The sequence below is a fragment of the Labrenzia sp. 011 genome, assembly GCF_003075075.1.
GTDB lineage: Bacteria > Pseudomonadota > Alphaproteobacteria > Rhizobiales > Stappiaceae > Roseibium.
The window spans coordinates 184,987-199,864 of record NZ_QCYM01000001.1 but is presented as its reverse complement, the minus strand read 5'-3'; the positions used below and the strand labels follow the sequence as shown (position 1 = coordinate 199,864).

14 protein-coding genes are annotated in these 14,878 nt (G+C 63.1%); 9 read left to right on the top strand and 5 right to left on the bottom strand.

Annotation, left to right across the window (positions count from 1 at the left end):
* The first annotated feature begins 110 nt into the window (after positions 1–110).
* Positions 111–1,202, top strand: coding sequence for a phosphoribosylformylglycinamidine cyclo-ligase (purM, locus tag DCO57_RS00940; protein ID WP_116696979.1), 1,092 nt, complete (start codon positions 111–113; stop codon positions 1,200–1,202).
* Complete coding sequence (purN, locus tag DCO57_RS00935; protein WP_116696978.1) at positions 1,199–1,846, top strand: phosphoribosylglycinamide formyltransferase; 648 nt, start codon at positions 1,199–1,201, stop codon at positions 1,844–1,846. The genes purM and purN overlap by 4 nt, the downstream gene beginning before the upstream one ends.
* Positions 1,847–2,087: 241 nt before the next feature.
* On the opposite strand, the gene DCO57_RS00930 is transcribed toward purN, so the two are convergent.
* The gene (locus DCO57_RS00930) at positions 2,088–2,726 is read right to left on the bottom strand and encodes a 5-formyltetrahydrofolate cyclo-ligase (protein ID WP_116696977.1); all 639 of its coding nucleotides are present in this window, start codon (positions 2,724–2,726) and stop codon (positions 2,088–2,090) included.
* A 133-nt stretch (positions 2,727–2,859) separates the two neighbouring features.
* Here DCO57_RS00930 and DCO57_RS00925 point away from each other — a divergent pair, with 133 nt between their 5' ends.
* The 3 genes from DCO57_RS00925 to DCO57_RS00915 all read left to right on the top strand — a co-directional run bounded on the left by DCO57_RS00925 (position 2,860) and on the right by DCO57_RS00915 (position 6,044).
* Positions 2,860–4,035 carry an exo-alpha-sialidase gene (locus DCO57_RS00925; protein WP_116696976.1) on the top strand — a complete coding sequence of 392 codons (1,176 nt, stop codon included), beginning with the start codon at positions 2,860–2,862 and terminating at the stop codon, positions 4,033–4,035.
* A gap of 52 nt (positions 4,036–4,087) precedes the next feature.
* Positions 4,088–5,488: a PLP-dependent aminotransferase family protein gene (locus DCO57_RS00920; RefSeq protein WP_116696975.1), complete on the top strand. Its 1,401-nt coding sequence runs from the start codon at positions 4,088–4,090 to the stop codon at positions 5,486–5,488.
* Between the two features lie 148 nt (positions 5,489–5,636).
* Positions 5,637–6,044, top strand: coding sequence for a DUF983 domain-containing protein (locus DCO57_RS00915; protein ID WP_116696974.1), 408 nt, complete (start codon positions 5,637–5,639; stop codon positions 6,042–6,044).
* A gap of 306 nt (positions 6,045–6,350) precedes the next feature.
* Here the strand turns inward: DCO57_RS00915 and DCO57_RS00910 are convergent, their stop codons facing one another.
* Positions 6,351–8,447: a molybdopterin oxidoreductase family protein gene (locus DCO57_RS00910; protein ID WP_116696973.1), complete on the bottom strand. Its 2,097-nt coding sequence runs from the start codon at positions 8,445–8,447 to the stop codon at positions 6,351–6,353.
* 146 nt (positions 8,448–8,593) lie between these two features.
* The gene (gene ndk, locus DCO57_RS00905) at positions 8,594–9,016 is read right to left on the bottom strand and encodes a nucleoside-diphosphate kinase (protein WP_116696972.1); all 423 of its coding nucleotides are present in this window, start codon (positions 9,014–9,016) and stop codon (positions 8,594–8,596) included.
* 238 nt (positions 9,017–9,254) lie between these two features.
* Here ndk and DCO57_RS00900 point away from each other — a divergent pair, with 238 nt between their 5' ends.
* The 3 genes from DCO57_RS00900 to DCO57_RS00890 all read left to right on the top strand — a co-directional run bounded on the left by DCO57_RS00900 (position 9,255) and on the right by DCO57_RS00890 (position 12,910).
* On the top strand, positions 9,255–10,130 hold the full coding sequence (locus DCO57_RS00900) for a DUF4344 domain-containing metallopeptidase (RefSeq protein ID WP_116696971.1): 876 nt from the start codon (positions 9,255–9,257) through the stop codon (positions 10,128–10,130).
* 110 nt (positions 10,131–10,240) lie between these two features.
* Positions 10,241–12,127, top strand: a complete 1,887-nt coding sequence (locus tag DCO57_RS00895; RefSeq protein WP_116696970.1) for an ABC-F family ATP-binding cassette domain-containing protein — start codon at positions 10,241–10,243, stop codon at positions 12,125–12,127.
* A gap of 81 nt (positions 12,128–12,208) precedes the next feature.
* Positions 12,209–12,910: an HAD family hydrolase gene (locus tag DCO57_RS00890; protein WP_116696969.1), complete on the top strand. Its 702-nt coding sequence runs from the start codon at positions 12,209–12,211 to the stop codon at positions 12,908–12,910.
* Position 12,911: 1 nt separating this feature from the next.
* Here DCO57_RS00890 and DCO57_RS00885 read toward each other — a convergent pair whose 3' ends face one another.
* Positions 12,912–13,304, bottom strand: a complete 393-nt coding sequence (locus DCO57_RS00885) for a rhodanese-like domain-containing protein (protein WP_116696968.1) — start codon at positions 13,302–13,304, stop codon at positions 12,912–12,914.
* A gap of 28 nt (positions 13,305–13,332) precedes the next feature.
* Entirely contained in the window at positions 13,333–13,785 is a 453-nt protein-coding gene (locus DCO57_RS00880) for a DNA polymerase III subunit chi (protein WP_116696967.1), read from the bottom strand.
* A 661-nt stretch (positions 13,786–14,446) separates the two neighbouring features.
* Here DCO57_RS00880 and DCO57_RS00875 point away from each other — a divergent pair.
* Positions 14,447–14,803, top strand: a complete 357-nt coding sequence (locus tag DCO57_RS00875) for a PRC-barrel domain-containing protein (protein ID WP_116696966.1) — start codon at positions 14,447–14,449, stop codon at positions 14,801–14,803.
* Positions 14,804–14,878: the final 75 nt, after the last annotated feature.

The window sequence follows — 14,878 nt, the reverse complement described above, 5'->3', positions numbered from 1 at the left end:
CCGGCAGGCGGCGCAGGCACGACCGGAGACGGCCTGCCCTCTTGTTTTCCGAGGCATCAGACTGTAAGCCGCGTTGGCACAGCCAACCGCACGAAGTTCCGGAGCGCACCATGAGCCAGACCACCCCGCCCAGCAATGGCCTGACCTACGCGGCTGCCGGTGTCGACATCGACGCCGGAAACGAACTGGTCAAGCGCATCAAGCCTCTGGTCAAGGCCACCTCACGGCCGGGCGCGGACAGCGACATCGGCGGTTTCGGCGGCCTGTTCGACCTCAAGAGCGCCGGCTTTACAGATCCTGTCCTGGTGGCCGCCAACGACGGTGTCGGCACCAAGCTGAAAATCGCCATCGAAACCGGCCGGCACCGCACCGTCGGGATCGACCTGGTGGCCATGTGCGTCAACGACCTGGTGGTCCAGGGTGCCGAGCCGCTGTTCTTTCTGGACTATTTCGCAACCGGTTCGCTGGATGTGGAGACCGCGACAGATGTTGTTGCGGGTATTGCCGACGGCTGCCGACTGGCCGGCGCGGCGCTGATCGGCGGCGAGACCGCCGAAATGCCCGGCATGTACGTTCAGGGCGACTACGACCTCGCCGGTTTTTCGGTCGGTGCGGTGGAACGCGGCGCCATCCTGCCGCGCAAGGATGTCGCCGAGGGCGACGTGCTGCTCGGCCTTGCGTCCTCCGGCGTGCATTCCAACGGCTATTCCATGGTCCGCAAGATCATCGAGCTTTCCGGGCTGACCTGGTCCGATGCTGCTCCCTTCGACAGCGACAGGTCGCTGGGCGAAGCGCTGATGGAGCCGACGCGGATCTACGTCAAACCGTTGCTGGCCGCACTCAGGGAAACCTCCGGCATCAAGGCACTCGCGCATATCACCGGCGGCGGTCTTCCGGAAAACCTGCCGCGCGTGCTGCCGGACAACTGTTCGGCGCGGATCGATCTTGCCCGGATCGGTGCACCGCCCGTCTTCGGCTGGCTGGCCGAGACCGGCGGCGTGGCGCAGGCCGAATTGCTGCGCACCTTCAACTGCGGCATCGGCATGGTGGCCGTGGTTGCCAAGGACGAGGCGGAGGCCGTCTGTCAGGTCCTGAGGGACGCGGGCGAAACGGTGACGGCGATCGGCCGGATCGAAGCAGAAGGCAGCAGCCCCGTCCTCTTCGACAACAGCCTGACCTTCTCCGCAGGGTCTTCCGCATGACGCGCAGGAAAACCGCCATCCTGATCTCCGGGCGCGGCTCCAACATGACCGCGCTGATTTCGGCGGCCATGCAGCCGGAATATCCGGCGGAGATCGCCCTTGTGCTTTCCAACCGCCCGGACGCACAGGGACTTGAGCGCGCCGCGGACCTGGGGATCGCCACCGCCGTGGTCGACCACAAGGACTTTGCCGGCGACCGGGAAGCCTTCGAGCGGCAGGTGGATGCGATCCTGAAGGAGCACCGCATAGAGCTTGTCGCCCTGGCCGGCTTCATGCGCATCCTCACGCCCTATCTCGTCAATGCATGGGCGAACCGGATGATCAACATTCATCCGGCTCTTCTGCCCTCCTTCAGGGGTCTGGCCACCCATGAACGGGCCCTGGAGGAAGGGGTCAAGCTTCACGGCGCGACGGTGCATTTCGTCTCGGCGGAGATGGACGACGGTCCGATCATCGCCCAGGGCGCCGTGCCGGTGCTCGACTCCGACACGCCGGATACGCTTGCGGCGCGCGTGCTGGAGGTCGAACACAAGATCTATCCGAAGGCCCTGGCGCTGGTGGCCAGCGGCAAGGCGAGGGTCAAGGGCACACGCGTGACCGCAGGCGGCTGCGAGGACGCGCCTGCCGACCTGGTCTGGCCCTGACGCGCATCGGTCCGCGCCGTCACACGGTTCCCTCCCGAAGATCATTCCATCCGGTTGAACGCGGAGCCACCTGCATTTCGGGCAGGCTGCCGCTCCTTTTTCTGGACACCGCCGGTCTCCTGACACCCGATATCGGCGGCCACGCGGGCTTCACCAGAAGCGGTGCGCCATACCAATATCTGACAGGGTCAATGAACGTGACCCGGCACCCTTCCCGCTCAGAGTGCCCCTGTCGCGAACATCACCCCTCTTCCGTCACGACAGCGTCCATGGGGATATCCCAGGGCAAGGGGAAAATCGTCGGCATGCGGCAGAATTCGAACCCCACGCCGACCGTCAGGGGCTTGCGGTCGAAGGCGGCCAGGGTGCGGTCGTAATATCCGCCACCGTTGCCGAGGCGGAACTTGTCATCATCAACGCCGACCAGCGGCGAGAGGATGATATCCGGCACGTCGGCCTCCCCCCCGGCAGGAACAGGAATGTTCCAGATCCCGCGTGTCATGGCACAGCCGGGGTACCAGGGGAGGAACTGGAGCGGCGCTTCCTTTTCCACCACGACGGGAAGCAGAACCGTGCGGCCTGCCTCCGTCAGATCCGTCATCAGGGAGCGCAGGTCCGGTTCTCCGCGGATGGGCCAGTAGACCGCGATTTTCCCGAAAGATCTCGCCTGCAGAAACCCTTGCAGGTTGGCGATCAATGCGGTGGTCTTGTGCCGCCGTTCGGCGTTTTCCATCCGCTGCCGTCTCTCCATGAGGCGAGTGCGTTCCGATTTGCGGAAGCGGCTGACATCCCTGAAGGTCTGCGGGTCGACGAAATGTCCGCCGACGATCCTGCAGGCATAGCAGACCGGATCTCCCGGACGGTCTTCCTCTTCGCTCATCCGCTTCTTCCGAGTTTCGCGAAACCAATCGGGCCATGCTGTCAGGACCCGCGCCCTGCCGCAAGCCCGCAAAGAGTCGCGTGCCAGCCCCGATCCCATGGTAAAATGCGTCCCTCATGCGAGGAGGCAACCAATGACCACAGGGGAATTGACAGTACTGGTTGGAACCACAAAGGGAGCGTTCCTGTTATCCGGCGGCCCGGAAAGATCCGGCTGGGCGGTGAAAGGCCCCCTGTGCAACGGCTGGCCGATCAACCACGTAATCGGCGATGCGAGAACCGGCACGATCTGGGCCGGAGGGGGCGGAGACTGGTACGGGGCAGGTGTCTGGCGATCCAGCGATGGCGGGGACATCTGGGAACTTTGCAAGCTGACCAGGGGAACGATGGACGAATGGGCCGCCAACGACCCGGACACGGCCGCCTTCCTCAACTGGACCCCGGAACCAGCGCCCTTCGACGATGCCTTTTCGCAGATCTGGTCGCTGGAATTTGCTCATGGCAAGCTTTACGCCGGGACGAAACCGGCATGCTTCCTTGCCAGCTCCAATGGGGGCAGAAGCTTTGAACATCTGGAAGGCCTCGCCAACCATCCCACAGCCGACAGCTGGAACGGAGGCGCGGCGGGTCTTGTGCTGCATACGATCGTTTCCCATCCTGTTGACCCGGAAAAACTCTGGATCGGCATTTCCGCGGCGGGCATCTTCGCCAGCGAGGACGGCGGCATTACCTGGGAGCGGCGCAATCGCCTTTCCAATGGGGCCGACAGCGAAGGCCACAACCATCCAGCCGCACCGCGCGACGGGGAAACCGGCCACTGTGTGCACAACATGATGCGCGCGCCTGGCGATAACGACTTGCTCTACCAGCAGAATCATCACGGCGTCTGGCGCTCGCCCGACGGCGGGCGGAGCTGGGACAATATCACCGACGGCCTGCCCTCGACCTTCGGCTTTCCGGTCCGGGTACATCCGCGCGATCCGCAAACACTGTGGACCATACCACTCAACAGCGATGCTGGCGGCCGGTTTCCGCCCGATGCGGCCGCGGCCGTATGGAAATCGCAAGACGGCGGCGAGACCTGGCAGGCCAAACGTGAAGGGCTGCCCCAGGAGGCCTGCTTCTTCACAGTGCTGCGCCAGGCGATGGCCGGCGACACGCGCGATCCGGCAGGGCTTTATTTCGGCACCAATTCCGGTTCCATCTTCGCAAGTCTCGACGAGGGCGAAAGCTGGCGGGAAATCGCCCGGCACCTGCCGACCGTCCTGTCGGTAGAGGTGCTGGAGCAAGCCCGATCAATTGACGACTGACAGCCGGATAATATACAGTCAATTTCCATTCAATTGACGAAAGCCCGCCCGAATGACCGACTGGTGCCCGGATCTCTCCCGAAGCACAGCGCCACGCTATCTGGCCATCGCGGATGCCATCGCTGCGGATCTGGCGGCCGGACGTCTTGCCGACGGCAACCGCCTGCCCGCGCAACGACAGCTGGCCGCCCGGCTGGATCTCGACTTCACCACGGTCGCGCGCGGCTATGCAGAAGCGCGGCGGCGCGGACTGATTACCGCACGCGTCGGCAGCGGCAGTTTCGTCACCGCGCCGGATGTCGCCTCCGCCCCATCCGCCTCGCTGCCGTCTCAGGAGCCGAGACGCAATCCGGCGCCCGATTTTTCCATGAACCTGCCCCCGGAACCCGACGACCCGGTCCTGCTGGCGCATCTCAGGCAAGGTTTCGGCAGGATCTCCGCAGACCTTCCAGCGCTGCTGCGTTACCAGACGCCCGACGCGGACGGACCGGATCGGCAGATGGCCGTCAGATGGCTTCGGGACGCGGGTCTGTCGCCGGCCCCGCAATCGGTCCAGTTCGCTGCCGGAGCCCAGGCCGCTCTTGCCGGTATTGTTTCCATACTCGCCCGTCCCGGTGATCGCATCGCCTGCGAGGCGGTGACCTATGCCGGCATCCGCTCGTTGTGCAGCCAGATGGGCCTGCGCCTGACCGGTCTGCCGGTCGACGCGGACGGCGTCGATCCGGACGCCTTTCGCAGTGCATGCTCCATTGGCGACCTGGCCGCGCTCTACCTCAATCCGACGCTGCAGAACCCGACGACTCGAACCATTCCCGTCGCACGGCGCAAGGCACTGGCCGCAATTGCCCGGCAATACGGCGTGCCGATCATCGAAGACGATGCCTATGGCGCGCTTTGCCGCAACAGCCCCTTGCCCTTCGCCGCAATCGCCCCGGACGTGACCTGGTACATTGGCACGCTCTCCAAGGCACTGGGCGCGGGACTGCGTCTGGCCCATGTGATCGCGCCCGACAGAAGCGGCACCTGGCAGCTTGCGCGCGCGACGCGTACCGCCAGCGTAATGGTGTCGCCGATAACCATGGCCCTTTCCACCCGCTGGATCGAAGATGGCACGGCGCGCATGTTGCGCGATCACATCCGCATGGAATGCGTCGCGCGGCAGGCGCTGACCAAGACGCACCTGGGGGATGCCCGCTACGAATCCGACCCGGAAGGCTTTCATGTCTGGCTCCATCTGGACAACGGCTGGACCGCCTCGGCCTTCGCCAACCAGATCAGAAGCCTGCCGGTCGGCGTGGTTGAAGCCGAAGCCTTCACGGCTTGCGGGCCGCCGCCCAACGCGGTGCGGCTGTGTCTCGGCGGACCGGCCAGCCGCGACCAGGTCGACGGTGCACTCGACGTCATTGCGGAGACACTGGCCACCGCGCCGGAACGGGCTTCAGCCTTTTTCTAGAAGCTGTCCGCGAATTTGCCGCAGGTAAAAACCTTGCATTGACTGCCATTCGGAACGATTTTGACTGCATATATTTCCTGTCAATTCCATTGGCAGGATCATTGACGGACCGCTTACGCGGCCCCGCCCCAGCAGGAAGGAGCGTTCCATGACCACGCAGCAAAGCTGGCCGACAGTTCCGCCGATCCAGACCGGCATCAAGGGCCGTTGCCCGCGCTGCGGCGAAGGCAGCATTTTCGACGGATTTCTGAAACTCAAGCCCAAATGCGACCATTGCGACCTCGACCTCAGTTTTGCAGATCCGGCCGACGGCCCCGCCTTCTTCGTGATCTGCTTTGGCTGCATACCGGCGGTGGCCTTCGCCATCTGGCTCGAAATCGTCTTCACCGCGCCCTATTGGGTTCATCTGGTGACCACCCTGCCGCTGATCCTGCTGACCTGCATCCCCTTGCTCAGGCCGCTCAAGGGCTGGCTGGTGGCAAGCCAGTATTTCTACAAGGCGGAAGAAGGCCGGCTGGTGACCGCGGACGATCCCGTCTCCGAAGGCAAGCGCTGACGGCAGGCAATCCTGTCCCGCTTGCAGCTCCACTCCCCCCGCAACGTGGTGCCATTGCCACGGGTAGAGCATGTCGCGTTCAAGCGGATTGATGGATGCAGGAAGGCGCCCGAGGCAAGAGCAATCATCGCACTGCGTGCGGAAGGACAACCGTGCGGGCGGGGCTCGGCCGCGCCGTTCGCTCACCAGAAACAATGACAGCAATGACTTCGGCAACATCCTGCGCAAAGGGGATGGCCCTGGCCTTTCCCGGGCGCAGTTGGCTTGTCATGTCCGCCGCGATCTCGTCTTTCATCTGCCCGCGCGCTAAACCGCCCTCACCCACACTGCCGTGTCGTGAAACGCCGCACCGCCATAGGGAGCGACCTGGTCGGCGCCGGTGAGCGTATTGATGCCCTTGCCATCCTCGAAGGCCTCGTTGGGCCAGATGCCTTCGGAAATCACGGTTCCCGGAGCGAGTGTGTCCACGAGACGCGCATGCAGTGTCACCACACCGCGCCGGCTGCCCATCTTCACCTTTACCCCGTCGCCGATGCCGAAGCGGGCGGCATCGTCCGGGCGCAGCCAGACTTCCGGCCGGCCTTCCTTTTTCCGAGAGCTGTCCGTCTCGTTGAAGGTCGAATTGAGGAAGGAGCGCGCCGGAGCGGTCACCAGGCGGAAGGGATGCTGTTCGTCGGCCCCTTCGATGCTGTTCCACTGATCGGGCAGTTCCGGCATCGTTTGCCAGGGGCCGAAAGGCTCGCCCTCCGGCTTGTTGGGCGCGGCGGAGCGACCCCAGTCCGGCCTGAAATGGAACCGGCCGTCCGCATGGCCGAAGCCCTTCAGATAATGCGCGGTCTCGAAATCCGGCTGCAGGTCGATCCATTTTCCCGCCTCCAGATCCTCGAGCGTTCCGTAACCGGAACTTGCCAGCATCCAGGCGATCTGGTCGCGCGCGCCCATATCGAACCCCGGGTGAGGTTTTGATTCAACGCGCCGGGCGATCTCGTTGATAACAAAAATATTCTCGCGAGGCCCCGTCGGCGGCTCGACGGCCTTCGGCCCCAGCATCAGATACTGGTGTCCGCCGCCCTTGTAGATGTCGTCATGTTCGAGAAACTGGGTAGCCGGCAGGACGATGTCGGCCATTTTTGCCGTTTCGGTCAGGAACTGCTCGTGGACCACGGTGAACAGATCCTCGCGGGCGAAACCCTGTTTGACCAGATCCTGCTCCGGGGCGACCGACACCGGATTGGTGTTCTGGATCAGCATCGCCTTGACCGGCGGGCCGCCGAGCAAGGCGGTTTCATCTCCGGTCAGGATGCGGCCGATCAGGCACTGGTCGAGGGCGCGCACGGCAGGGTCCTTCAGCGAACCGGCCTCGATCATCTCCTTGTCGAGCTCATAGATGGCGCCATTGTTGTGAAAGGCGCCGCCGCCCTCGTATTGCCAGGCGCCGGTGACCGCAGCGATGGAACTGGCGGCGTGCATCGAGACAACGCCATTGCGCGAGCGGGTAAAGCCGTAGCCCAGACGGAAGTAGGTTCTCTTCACTTCGCCGATCAGCCGGGCGGCTTCCTCGATGCGGGCAGCCTCAAGCCCGGTGATCCCGGCCGCCCATTCCGGCGTTCTGGACCGGAGATGGGCTTCCAGCTCGGCCGGGCAGTCGGTGAAGTTTTCCAGATAGTCCCGGTCTGCGAAACCGTCGCGGAAGAGCACATGCATGATCGCGCAGGCAAGCGCCGCATCGGTGCCCGGCTTCACGATGAGACCGATGTCGGCCTGTTTCATCGTTTCTGTCCGATAGACATCGACGACGATGATCCGCGCGCCACGTTTCTTGCGCGCCGAAATCGCATGGGTCATGACGTTGACCTGGGTTGCCACCGGGTTGGTGCCCCAGATAACGATCTGGTCGGAGAGCGCCATCTCGCGTGGATCGGGTCCGGCCAGCCGTCCCGTTCCTGCCACGTAACCGGTCCAGGCCGGGTTGGTGCAGATGCTGTCGAACTGGCGCGAATAGCCCTTGGCGTGGCGCAGGCGGTGAATGCTGTCACGCTGCACCAGTCCCATCGTGCCGGCATAGTGATAGGGCCAGACGCTTTCCGCGCCGAATTCGGCCTCGGCAGACAGGAATCTTTCGGCAATCAGGTCGAGGGCGCTGTCCCAGGAGATCTCCTCGAACCTGCCTTCGCCTTTCGCCCCCACCCGGCGCAGCGGTTTCAGCAGGCGGTCGGGATGATAGAGCCGCTCCGCGTAGCGGGCGACCTTGGCGCAGATCACCCCGGCGGTATAGCTGTTGTCCCGCGCCCCGTTGAGGCGCTTGACCCTGCCGTCGGCATCGAAATGCACGTCGAGAGCGCAGGTGGACGGACAGTCATGCGGACAGGCGGAAAAGGCGGTTTCGGGAGGGATCTGGGTCATCTCGGTCCAATCGGATTGAACCGGCAAGGTTCCCGCCCTGCGAGCGCCTGTCAAGACCGTCCGCAGACGAAAAGACCTCCAACCGGAACCGGCTGGAGGTCTCAAGGCAGAGCAGCTTGTCCGCGTTCCACGGAACGCAGGGAGCCTTAGCCGACGAGTTCGACACCGGCGAACCAGAAGGCGATTTCCTCGGCAGCCGTTTCCGGCGCATCGGAGCCGTGTACGGAATTTTCGCCGATGGACAGGGCATAGGCCTTGCGGATGGTGCCTTCGGCAGCGTCAGCCGGATTGGTGGCGCCCATGACTTCACGGTTCTTGGCGATGGCGTTTTCGCCTTCCAGCACCTGAACGACGGTCGGGCCGGAGGACATGAATTCGGTCAGCTCGCCGAAGAACGGGCGTTCCTTGTGAACGGCGTAGAAGGCTTCCGCTTCGCGCAGGGACATCCAGACACGCTTGGAGGCCACAACACGCAGGCCGGCTTCTTCCAGCTTGGCGGTGATGGCACCGGTCAGATTGCGCTTGGTGGCATCCGGCTTGATCATGGAAAACGTACGTTCAATCGCCATGGTTTCGTCTTTCTCGTTTCAGGAGCGCCCGGCGGATCTGCTGGGCCGGCTCGTTCGGGAATTTCGCGGCCTTCATAACGGGGCCATGCGCGGCCCGCAAGGGGGAGAACACATGACAGTCCGGTGTCGGCGCCCTGCCCCGCTTACGGAGTTTACTGGCATTGGCGGCGGCCCCGGCCTAATCTGTACATTCGGCGGCGGAACAAATCGGCGGCCCTGAAGACGGATCACGTATCGAATGACAGGACTGGCCGCGATATCCGGACGCCTCGCAACAAGGGTCAGCGGGGCAGCCATCGCCCTTTTCTGCCTTTCAGCCGCGCCGATACAAACGGGCGCTCAGGCAAACGAAACCCCTTACGCCACCCTGGAAGAAGAGCTGGCGGAGCTTTCCGCCGGGGCCCGCGAGGAACTTCTGCTGTTCGTTGCCGGCAACGCCCTGCACACGCTCTATCACGAGGGCGGCCACATGCTGATCTCTCAACTGGAACTGCCCGTTCTGGGCCGGGAGGAAGACGCCGTCGACAATCTTGCAACGATCGCCATGCTGGAAACCGACACGGACGATATGGATCTGCTGCTGACCCATGCCATGATCGGCCGGTTTCTGATTGCCGAGGACAACAATAACACCCTCGTCTTCCATGGCGAACACGATCTGGACCTGCGGCGCGGCTTCACGATGCTCTGCCTCATGGTCGGCGCGGATGAGGAGGCGTTCCGGGACCATGCCCGCGATCTGGGGCTGCCAGAAGAGCGGATCGAGACCTGCGCCTTCGCCTATAAAGAAGCCTCCGTTTCCTGGCAGGCCGCGACGGAACCCTTCATCCGCGAAAGCGATGTTCCGGCCGGCAGAACAAGGACCGTGCACGACCCGGCGCCCGAAGGGCTGAAGATTCTCGCGCAGTTTCTGGAAAAAAGCGAACTGGTGGAGGATGTGGCCAGGGAATTCGACACGCTTTACGACCTGCCGGCGGACGTCACCTTCCGGACGACCGCCTGCGGTGTGGAAAATGCCTTCTGGGATCCGGGAGCGCGTGAAGTCACGCTGTGCCACGAACTGCTCGGCGCCTTTGCCGACCTTTATCTGGGGATGCTGGTGCGGGAGGAATGATCTCTCCGGCTGCCGGCCGTTCGTGCAGCAAAGCCACAGCCTGCGACTTGATGGGGTCATGGCGAGCTTTCCGCTTGCATCCTCACGCCCGGTTCGCCAAACATCCGGCCATGTTGCAAATTACAGATGTTACCTACAGGATCGGGGATCGCCTCCTGATCGAAAACGCCAGCGTCACGCTGCCCGGCAAGGCCAAGACAGGTCTCGTGGGGCGCAATGGTGCGGGCAAATCCACCCTTTTCAAGATCATCACCGGCGATCTTTCGACCGAAACCGGTTCGGTGCAGATCCCCAAGCGCGCCCGTATCGGCCAGGTTGCCCAGGAGGCGCCCGGGACCGAAGAAACGTTGATGGAAGTGGTCCTGGCCGCCGACAAGGAGCGCAGCCGCCTTCTCGCGGAGGCCGAGACGGAAACCGATCCGCACAGGATCGCGGAGATCCACACCCGCCTTGCCGACATCGGCGCGCATACCGCGGAAGCGCGTGCAGGCACCATCCTGTCGGGCCTCGGCTTCGATGCGGAGGCCCAGCAAAGGCCCTGCTCGTCCTTTTCCGGCGGCTGGCGCATGCGCGTCGCCCTGGCGGCCGTGCTGTTTTCCGAGCCGGACCTGCTGCTGCTCGACGAGCCGACCAACTATCTCGATCTGGAAGGCACGCTCTGGCTGGAAAACTATGTTGCCCGCTATCCGCATCAGGTGCTGCTGATCTCGCATGACCGGGATCTTCTCAACAATGCGGTCGACAGCATCGTGCATCTGGAAGGCGGCAAGCTGACCTATTATACGGGCGGCTACGACAGTTTCGACCGTCAGCGGCGCGAAGCGTTGATCCTTGCCGGAAAAGCCAAGGAAAAGCAGGACGCCCAGCGCAAGCACATGCAGGCCTTCGTCGACCGGTTCCGCTACAAGGCCAGCAAGGCCCGGCAGGCGCAGTCGCGGCTGAAGATGCTGGAAAAGATGCAGCCGATTTCGGCCCTGACCGAGGGAAGCAGCAAGCCGATCCATTTTCCCAATCCCGAACAGCAGCTTGCTCCGCCGATCCTGAAGCTCGAGGACGTGTCGACCGGCTATGGGGAGACGAAAATTCTCTCCAAGCTGACGCTGAATATCGACACGGACGACCGGATCGCCCTGCTGGGGGCCAACGGCAACGGCAAGTCGACATTCGCCAAACTGATCTCCGGCCGGCTCGGCGCGATGACCGGCGAGATCGCCAGAGCCTCCAAACTGAAGATCGCCTTTTTCGCCCAGCACCAGCTGGACGAACTGAAACCGGCGGAAAACGCGGTGGCCCATGTGCGTGCCCTGATGCCCGGGGCACCGGAAGCCAAGGTGCGGGCGCGCGTTGCCCGCTTCGGCCTGCCGACGGACCGGATGGACACCCCGGCCAAGGACCTGTCCGGCGGCGAGAAGGCACGGCTGCTTCTTGGCCTTGCCACGTTTGACGGCCCGCATCTGCTGATCCTCGATGAACCGACCAACCACCTGGATATCGACAGCCGGGAAGCGCTGGTGATGGCGCTCAACGAATTTCAGGGCGCCGTGGTCCTGATCAGCCATGACCGGCATCTGGTGGAAGCCTGCGCCGACCGGCTGTGGCTGGTGGCCAACGGCAAGGTTGAAGCTTACGACGGCGACATGGAAGATTACCGCCGCCTGATCCTGCAGGGACCCGAGGCGGCCCGCAAGGCCCGCGAAAAGGCGGCAGCCGAAGAGGCCGACAAGGCCTCCGCGCAGGAGAAGCGCCGGGGATCGGCGGAAAGACGCAGCCTGCTGAAGCCGCTGAAGCTGAAAATCGCGGTCGCCGAAAAGGAAATCGCGCGGCTTCAGGAAAAGATCGCCAAGCTGGACAAGGCTCTCGCCGATCCGGCGTTTTTCGCGCTCGATCCGGAACGAGCCGCCAAGTTCGCCAAGGAACGGGCCTTTTGCGAAAAGAAGCTGGGCAAGATGGAAGAAGAGTGGCTGGAACTGTCCTCCCAACTGGAGGAAGCCGTGTGACGACGGGACCGGCGTCTTTCAGGCCCGGTCCCCGTTAGCGGACGCAGACCATCAGGAACAATGAACCCTGGAGGGCATGAAATGCCGCCGAACATCACCACTCTCGGCTTCGATGCGGACGATACCCTGTGGCATGACGCGCACGATTTCCGCCTGACGGAAGACCGGTTTGTCTCTCTGCTCACCGATTACACCGACAGGCTTCCGCTGGAAGAGCATCTACTGGCGGCGCAAAGGCGCAATGGGCTGCACTACGGCCATGGCGTCAGAGGCTTCACCCTTTCGATGATCGAAACGGCCATCGAGGTGACTTCCGGCAAGGTGCCCGCCGACGTGATCGCGGAAATTCTCGAAGCCGGACGCGACATGCTTTCCCGGCCGGTAGCTCCCCTGCCCCATGTGGAGGAAACCCTGAAGACGCTCAGGGGCGCATACCGGCTCGTGCTGATCACCGAGGGTGACCTGTTCGATCAGCAGCGCAAGGTCACCGCATCCGGGCTCGACGCCTGGTTCGACGCGGTGGAGATCGTTGCGGAGAAAAGTGTTCCGACCTACCGCACCCTGTTTTCCCGCCACGGCAGCGGACCGGCCGAGGCCATGATGATCGGCAATTCGCTCAAGTCCGACATCCTGCCGGCCCTGGAGGCCGGGGCCTTCGGCGCCCATGTGCCCTATCACGCCACCTGGACCCGGGACGAAGCGGCCGAGCCGCAGGGCGCGGACAGGTTCCACCGGATCGACCATATCGGCAAGGTGCCGCAGCTTCTGGCCCGGCTCGGTTAGCTCAGTCTTTCCGTTCCACCGGTCCGCCCTGTTCCACCCAGTCGGTGAAACCGTCCTTCAGATGGGCTGCCTCGAAGCCCATGTCCCGGAGCGTCGCCACGGTCAGGGCCGAGCGCCAGCCGGAGGCGCAATGGAAGATGAAACGCCTGTCTTCGGCGAAGATCTCCTTGAAATACGGACTCTCCGGATCCACCCAGAATTCGACCATGCCCCGCGGACAGTGGAAGCTGCCGGGTATGAAGCCCGAGCGTTGCCGCTCACGCACATCGCGAAGATCCACAAACACCACATCGGGGTCGCCGGCCAGGGCAATCGCGTCGCGGGTATCGACTTCCTCGATCCGGGCCTTTGCCGCCGCGAGCAGGTCTTTCGATGACAGTTTCAGCTTTTTCATATTGTCCTTTCCGATTGCCGTGCCGGCATCAGGCCTTCTTCTCCCAGCCGCCCGTCTCTGTCTGCTGCCAGTAGGCGATCTCGAACCCCTCGTCCTTGGCTTCCTTCCAGCGCATCCGGGCTTCCTGCACGGCGTCCTGGTCGTTGCCGTCGAACATGTAGATGGCTCTCGTGTAGGACGCCAGCGGCGGCGGCGGCGCCCGGTCCACCAGAAAGCGGACATCCGCGCTGTTGGGATTGTCCTGCTCCGCCGTCAGGTAGATCGGCTGATGCTCCCCGTGGCCATCGGCCCTGGTGCCATGCGGCAGGAAACTGTCGTCGGAGAAGGTCCACAAATGGGCATCGAGCGCGTTGCAGCGCTCTTCCGTTCCGGTCTGCACCACGACCTTCCAGTCCCGCTCCAGGCATTTCAGCAGCAGCTGCGGCAGCGCCATCTCAAGCGGTTTGTGCAGCAGATGATAAAAGACGACTTCGGTGGTCATCGGCGACGGCGGACCCTTGTATTGTCTAATTCGTTTCCCCGTGCCCGGAGCTTTGTCCAGAGGCGGTGGAGAAAGTGATGCAGGCGTGCAACAGCGATGCCGCCAAATGGCGCTGGCGCCATCCCCGGCATGGACATGCAACAAGACTCGTATCATTAACCCTTCGCAAATGTCGATTGGCTAGATTTCGTCTTCGGGGACGATCCAAGGATCATGTGATTTGAGCTGGTGAGCGGTAGTTCCGAACCGGCTTAACAGGGGAATTTTTGAATGCTTGCACGTGTTGTTGTGTTTTGTGCGCTGGTGGCCGTCGTTGCCGGAGCCACAGTTGGAATGGGACTGCTGGTCGAACCGGCAACCGCCTGCCAGGCCTATAAGACCTGCTGAATTATCCAGTCTTGCTCTTTCGAAAAACCCGTCCATGCGACGGGTTTTTCTTTTTGTGCGGACTGCCGCGCCTGACTTGAAGCGTTGGCGTGACCGGACGCCGCGGGGATCAGCGGATATTCGGCTGTAAGCGAACGGGTTTCCAGAGACCGACCCGGCCTGAGCCGATGCTCACCTTCCCAGTTTTTTCGTAAACACGGCCCCTTTCGACGGAACCGTTTCAGCCGCGATTTGTTTTCCTGCTGCCTGCAACGAATTTGCAAGGAGAGGAAAAATGGATCAGAAATTTGCCAGCTCGGCAGTCGTGAACTCAAAGGATGTGAACGGCACCGCCGTCTACGGAATCGAAGGCGAAAAAGTCGGTGAGATCGATCATCTGGTGATCGAGAAAACCAGCGGGACCGTCACATTCGCGGTCATGACCTTCGGTGGGTTCCTGGGACTTGGCCAGGATGAGTATCCCATTCCGTGGAAAAAGCTCAGCTACGATGTGTCGAAGGATGCCTTCGTCACGGACGTCAGCGAGGACCAGCTGAAGGGCGCACCGCAAACGCATCCGCAATGGCACTCCGACCGTGAGTGGGAGAAGCGGTCCTTCGACTATTTTTCCGTTCCCTACTACTGGATGTGAGTCCTTCGCTCAAATCACCCGGCCGGCAGGAACCGGCCGGGATCCGCGGTCCGGCAGTCGCTTTCCCGCAATTTC

Excerpts from the sequence above, each read along its gene's own strand:
- purM (WP_116696979.1), top strand. The coding sequence starts at position 111 with ATGAGCCAGACCACCCCGCCCAGCAATGGCCTGACCTACGCGGCTGCC.
- purN (WP_116696978.1), top strand. The coding sequence starts at position 1,199 with ATGACGCGCAGGAAAACCGCCATCCTGATCTCCGGGCGCGGCTCCAAC.
- DCO57_RS00930 (WP_116696977.1), bottom strand. The coding sequence starts at position 2,726 with ATGAGCGAAGAGGAAGACCGTCCGGGAGATCCGGTCTGCTATGCCTGC.
- DCO57_RS00925 (WP_116696976.1), top strand. The coding sequence starts at position 2,860 with ATGACCACAGGGGAATTGACAGTACTGGTTGGAACCACAAAGGGAGCG.
- DCO57_RS00920 (WP_116696975.1), top strand. The coding sequence starts at position 4,088 with ATGACCGACTGGTGCCCGGATCTCTCCCGAAGCACAGCGCCACGCTAT.
- DCO57_RS00915 (WP_116696974.1), top strand. The coding sequence starts at position 5,637 with ATGACCACGCAGCAAAGCTGGCCGACAGTTCCGCCGATCCAGACCGGC.
- DCO57_RS00910 (WP_116696973.1), bottom strand. The coding sequence starts at position 8,447 with ATGACCCAGATCCCTCCCGAAACCGCCTTTTCCGCCTGTCCGCATGAC.
- ndk (WP_116696972.1), bottom strand. The coding sequence starts at position 9,016 with ATGGCGATTGAACGTACGTTTTCCATGATCAAGCCGGATGCCACCAAG.
- DCO57_RS00900 (WP_116696971.1), top strand. The coding sequence starts at position 9,255 with ATGACAGGACTGGCCGCGATATCCGGACGCCTCGCAACAAGGGTCAGC.
- DCO57_RS00895 (WP_116696970.1), top strand. The coding sequence starts at position 10,241 with ATGTTGCAAATTACAGATGTTACCTACAGGATCGGGGATCGCCTCCTG.
- DCO57_RS00890 (WP_116696969.1), top strand. The coding sequence starts at position 12,209 with ATGCCGCCGAACATCACCACTCTCGGCTTCGATGCGGACGATACCCTG.
- DCO57_RS00885 (WP_116696968.1), bottom strand. The coding sequence starts at position 13,304 with ATGAAAAAGCTGAAACTGTCATCGAAAGACCTGCTCGCGGCGGCAAAG.
- DCO57_RS00880 (WP_116696967.1), bottom strand. The coding sequence starts at position 13,785 with ATGACCACCGAAGTCGTCTTTTATCATCTGCTGCACAAACCGCTTGAG.
- DCO57_RS00875 (WP_116696966.1), top strand. The coding sequence starts at position 14,447 with ATGGATCAGAAATTTGCCAGCTCGGCAGTCGTGAACTCAAAGGATGTG.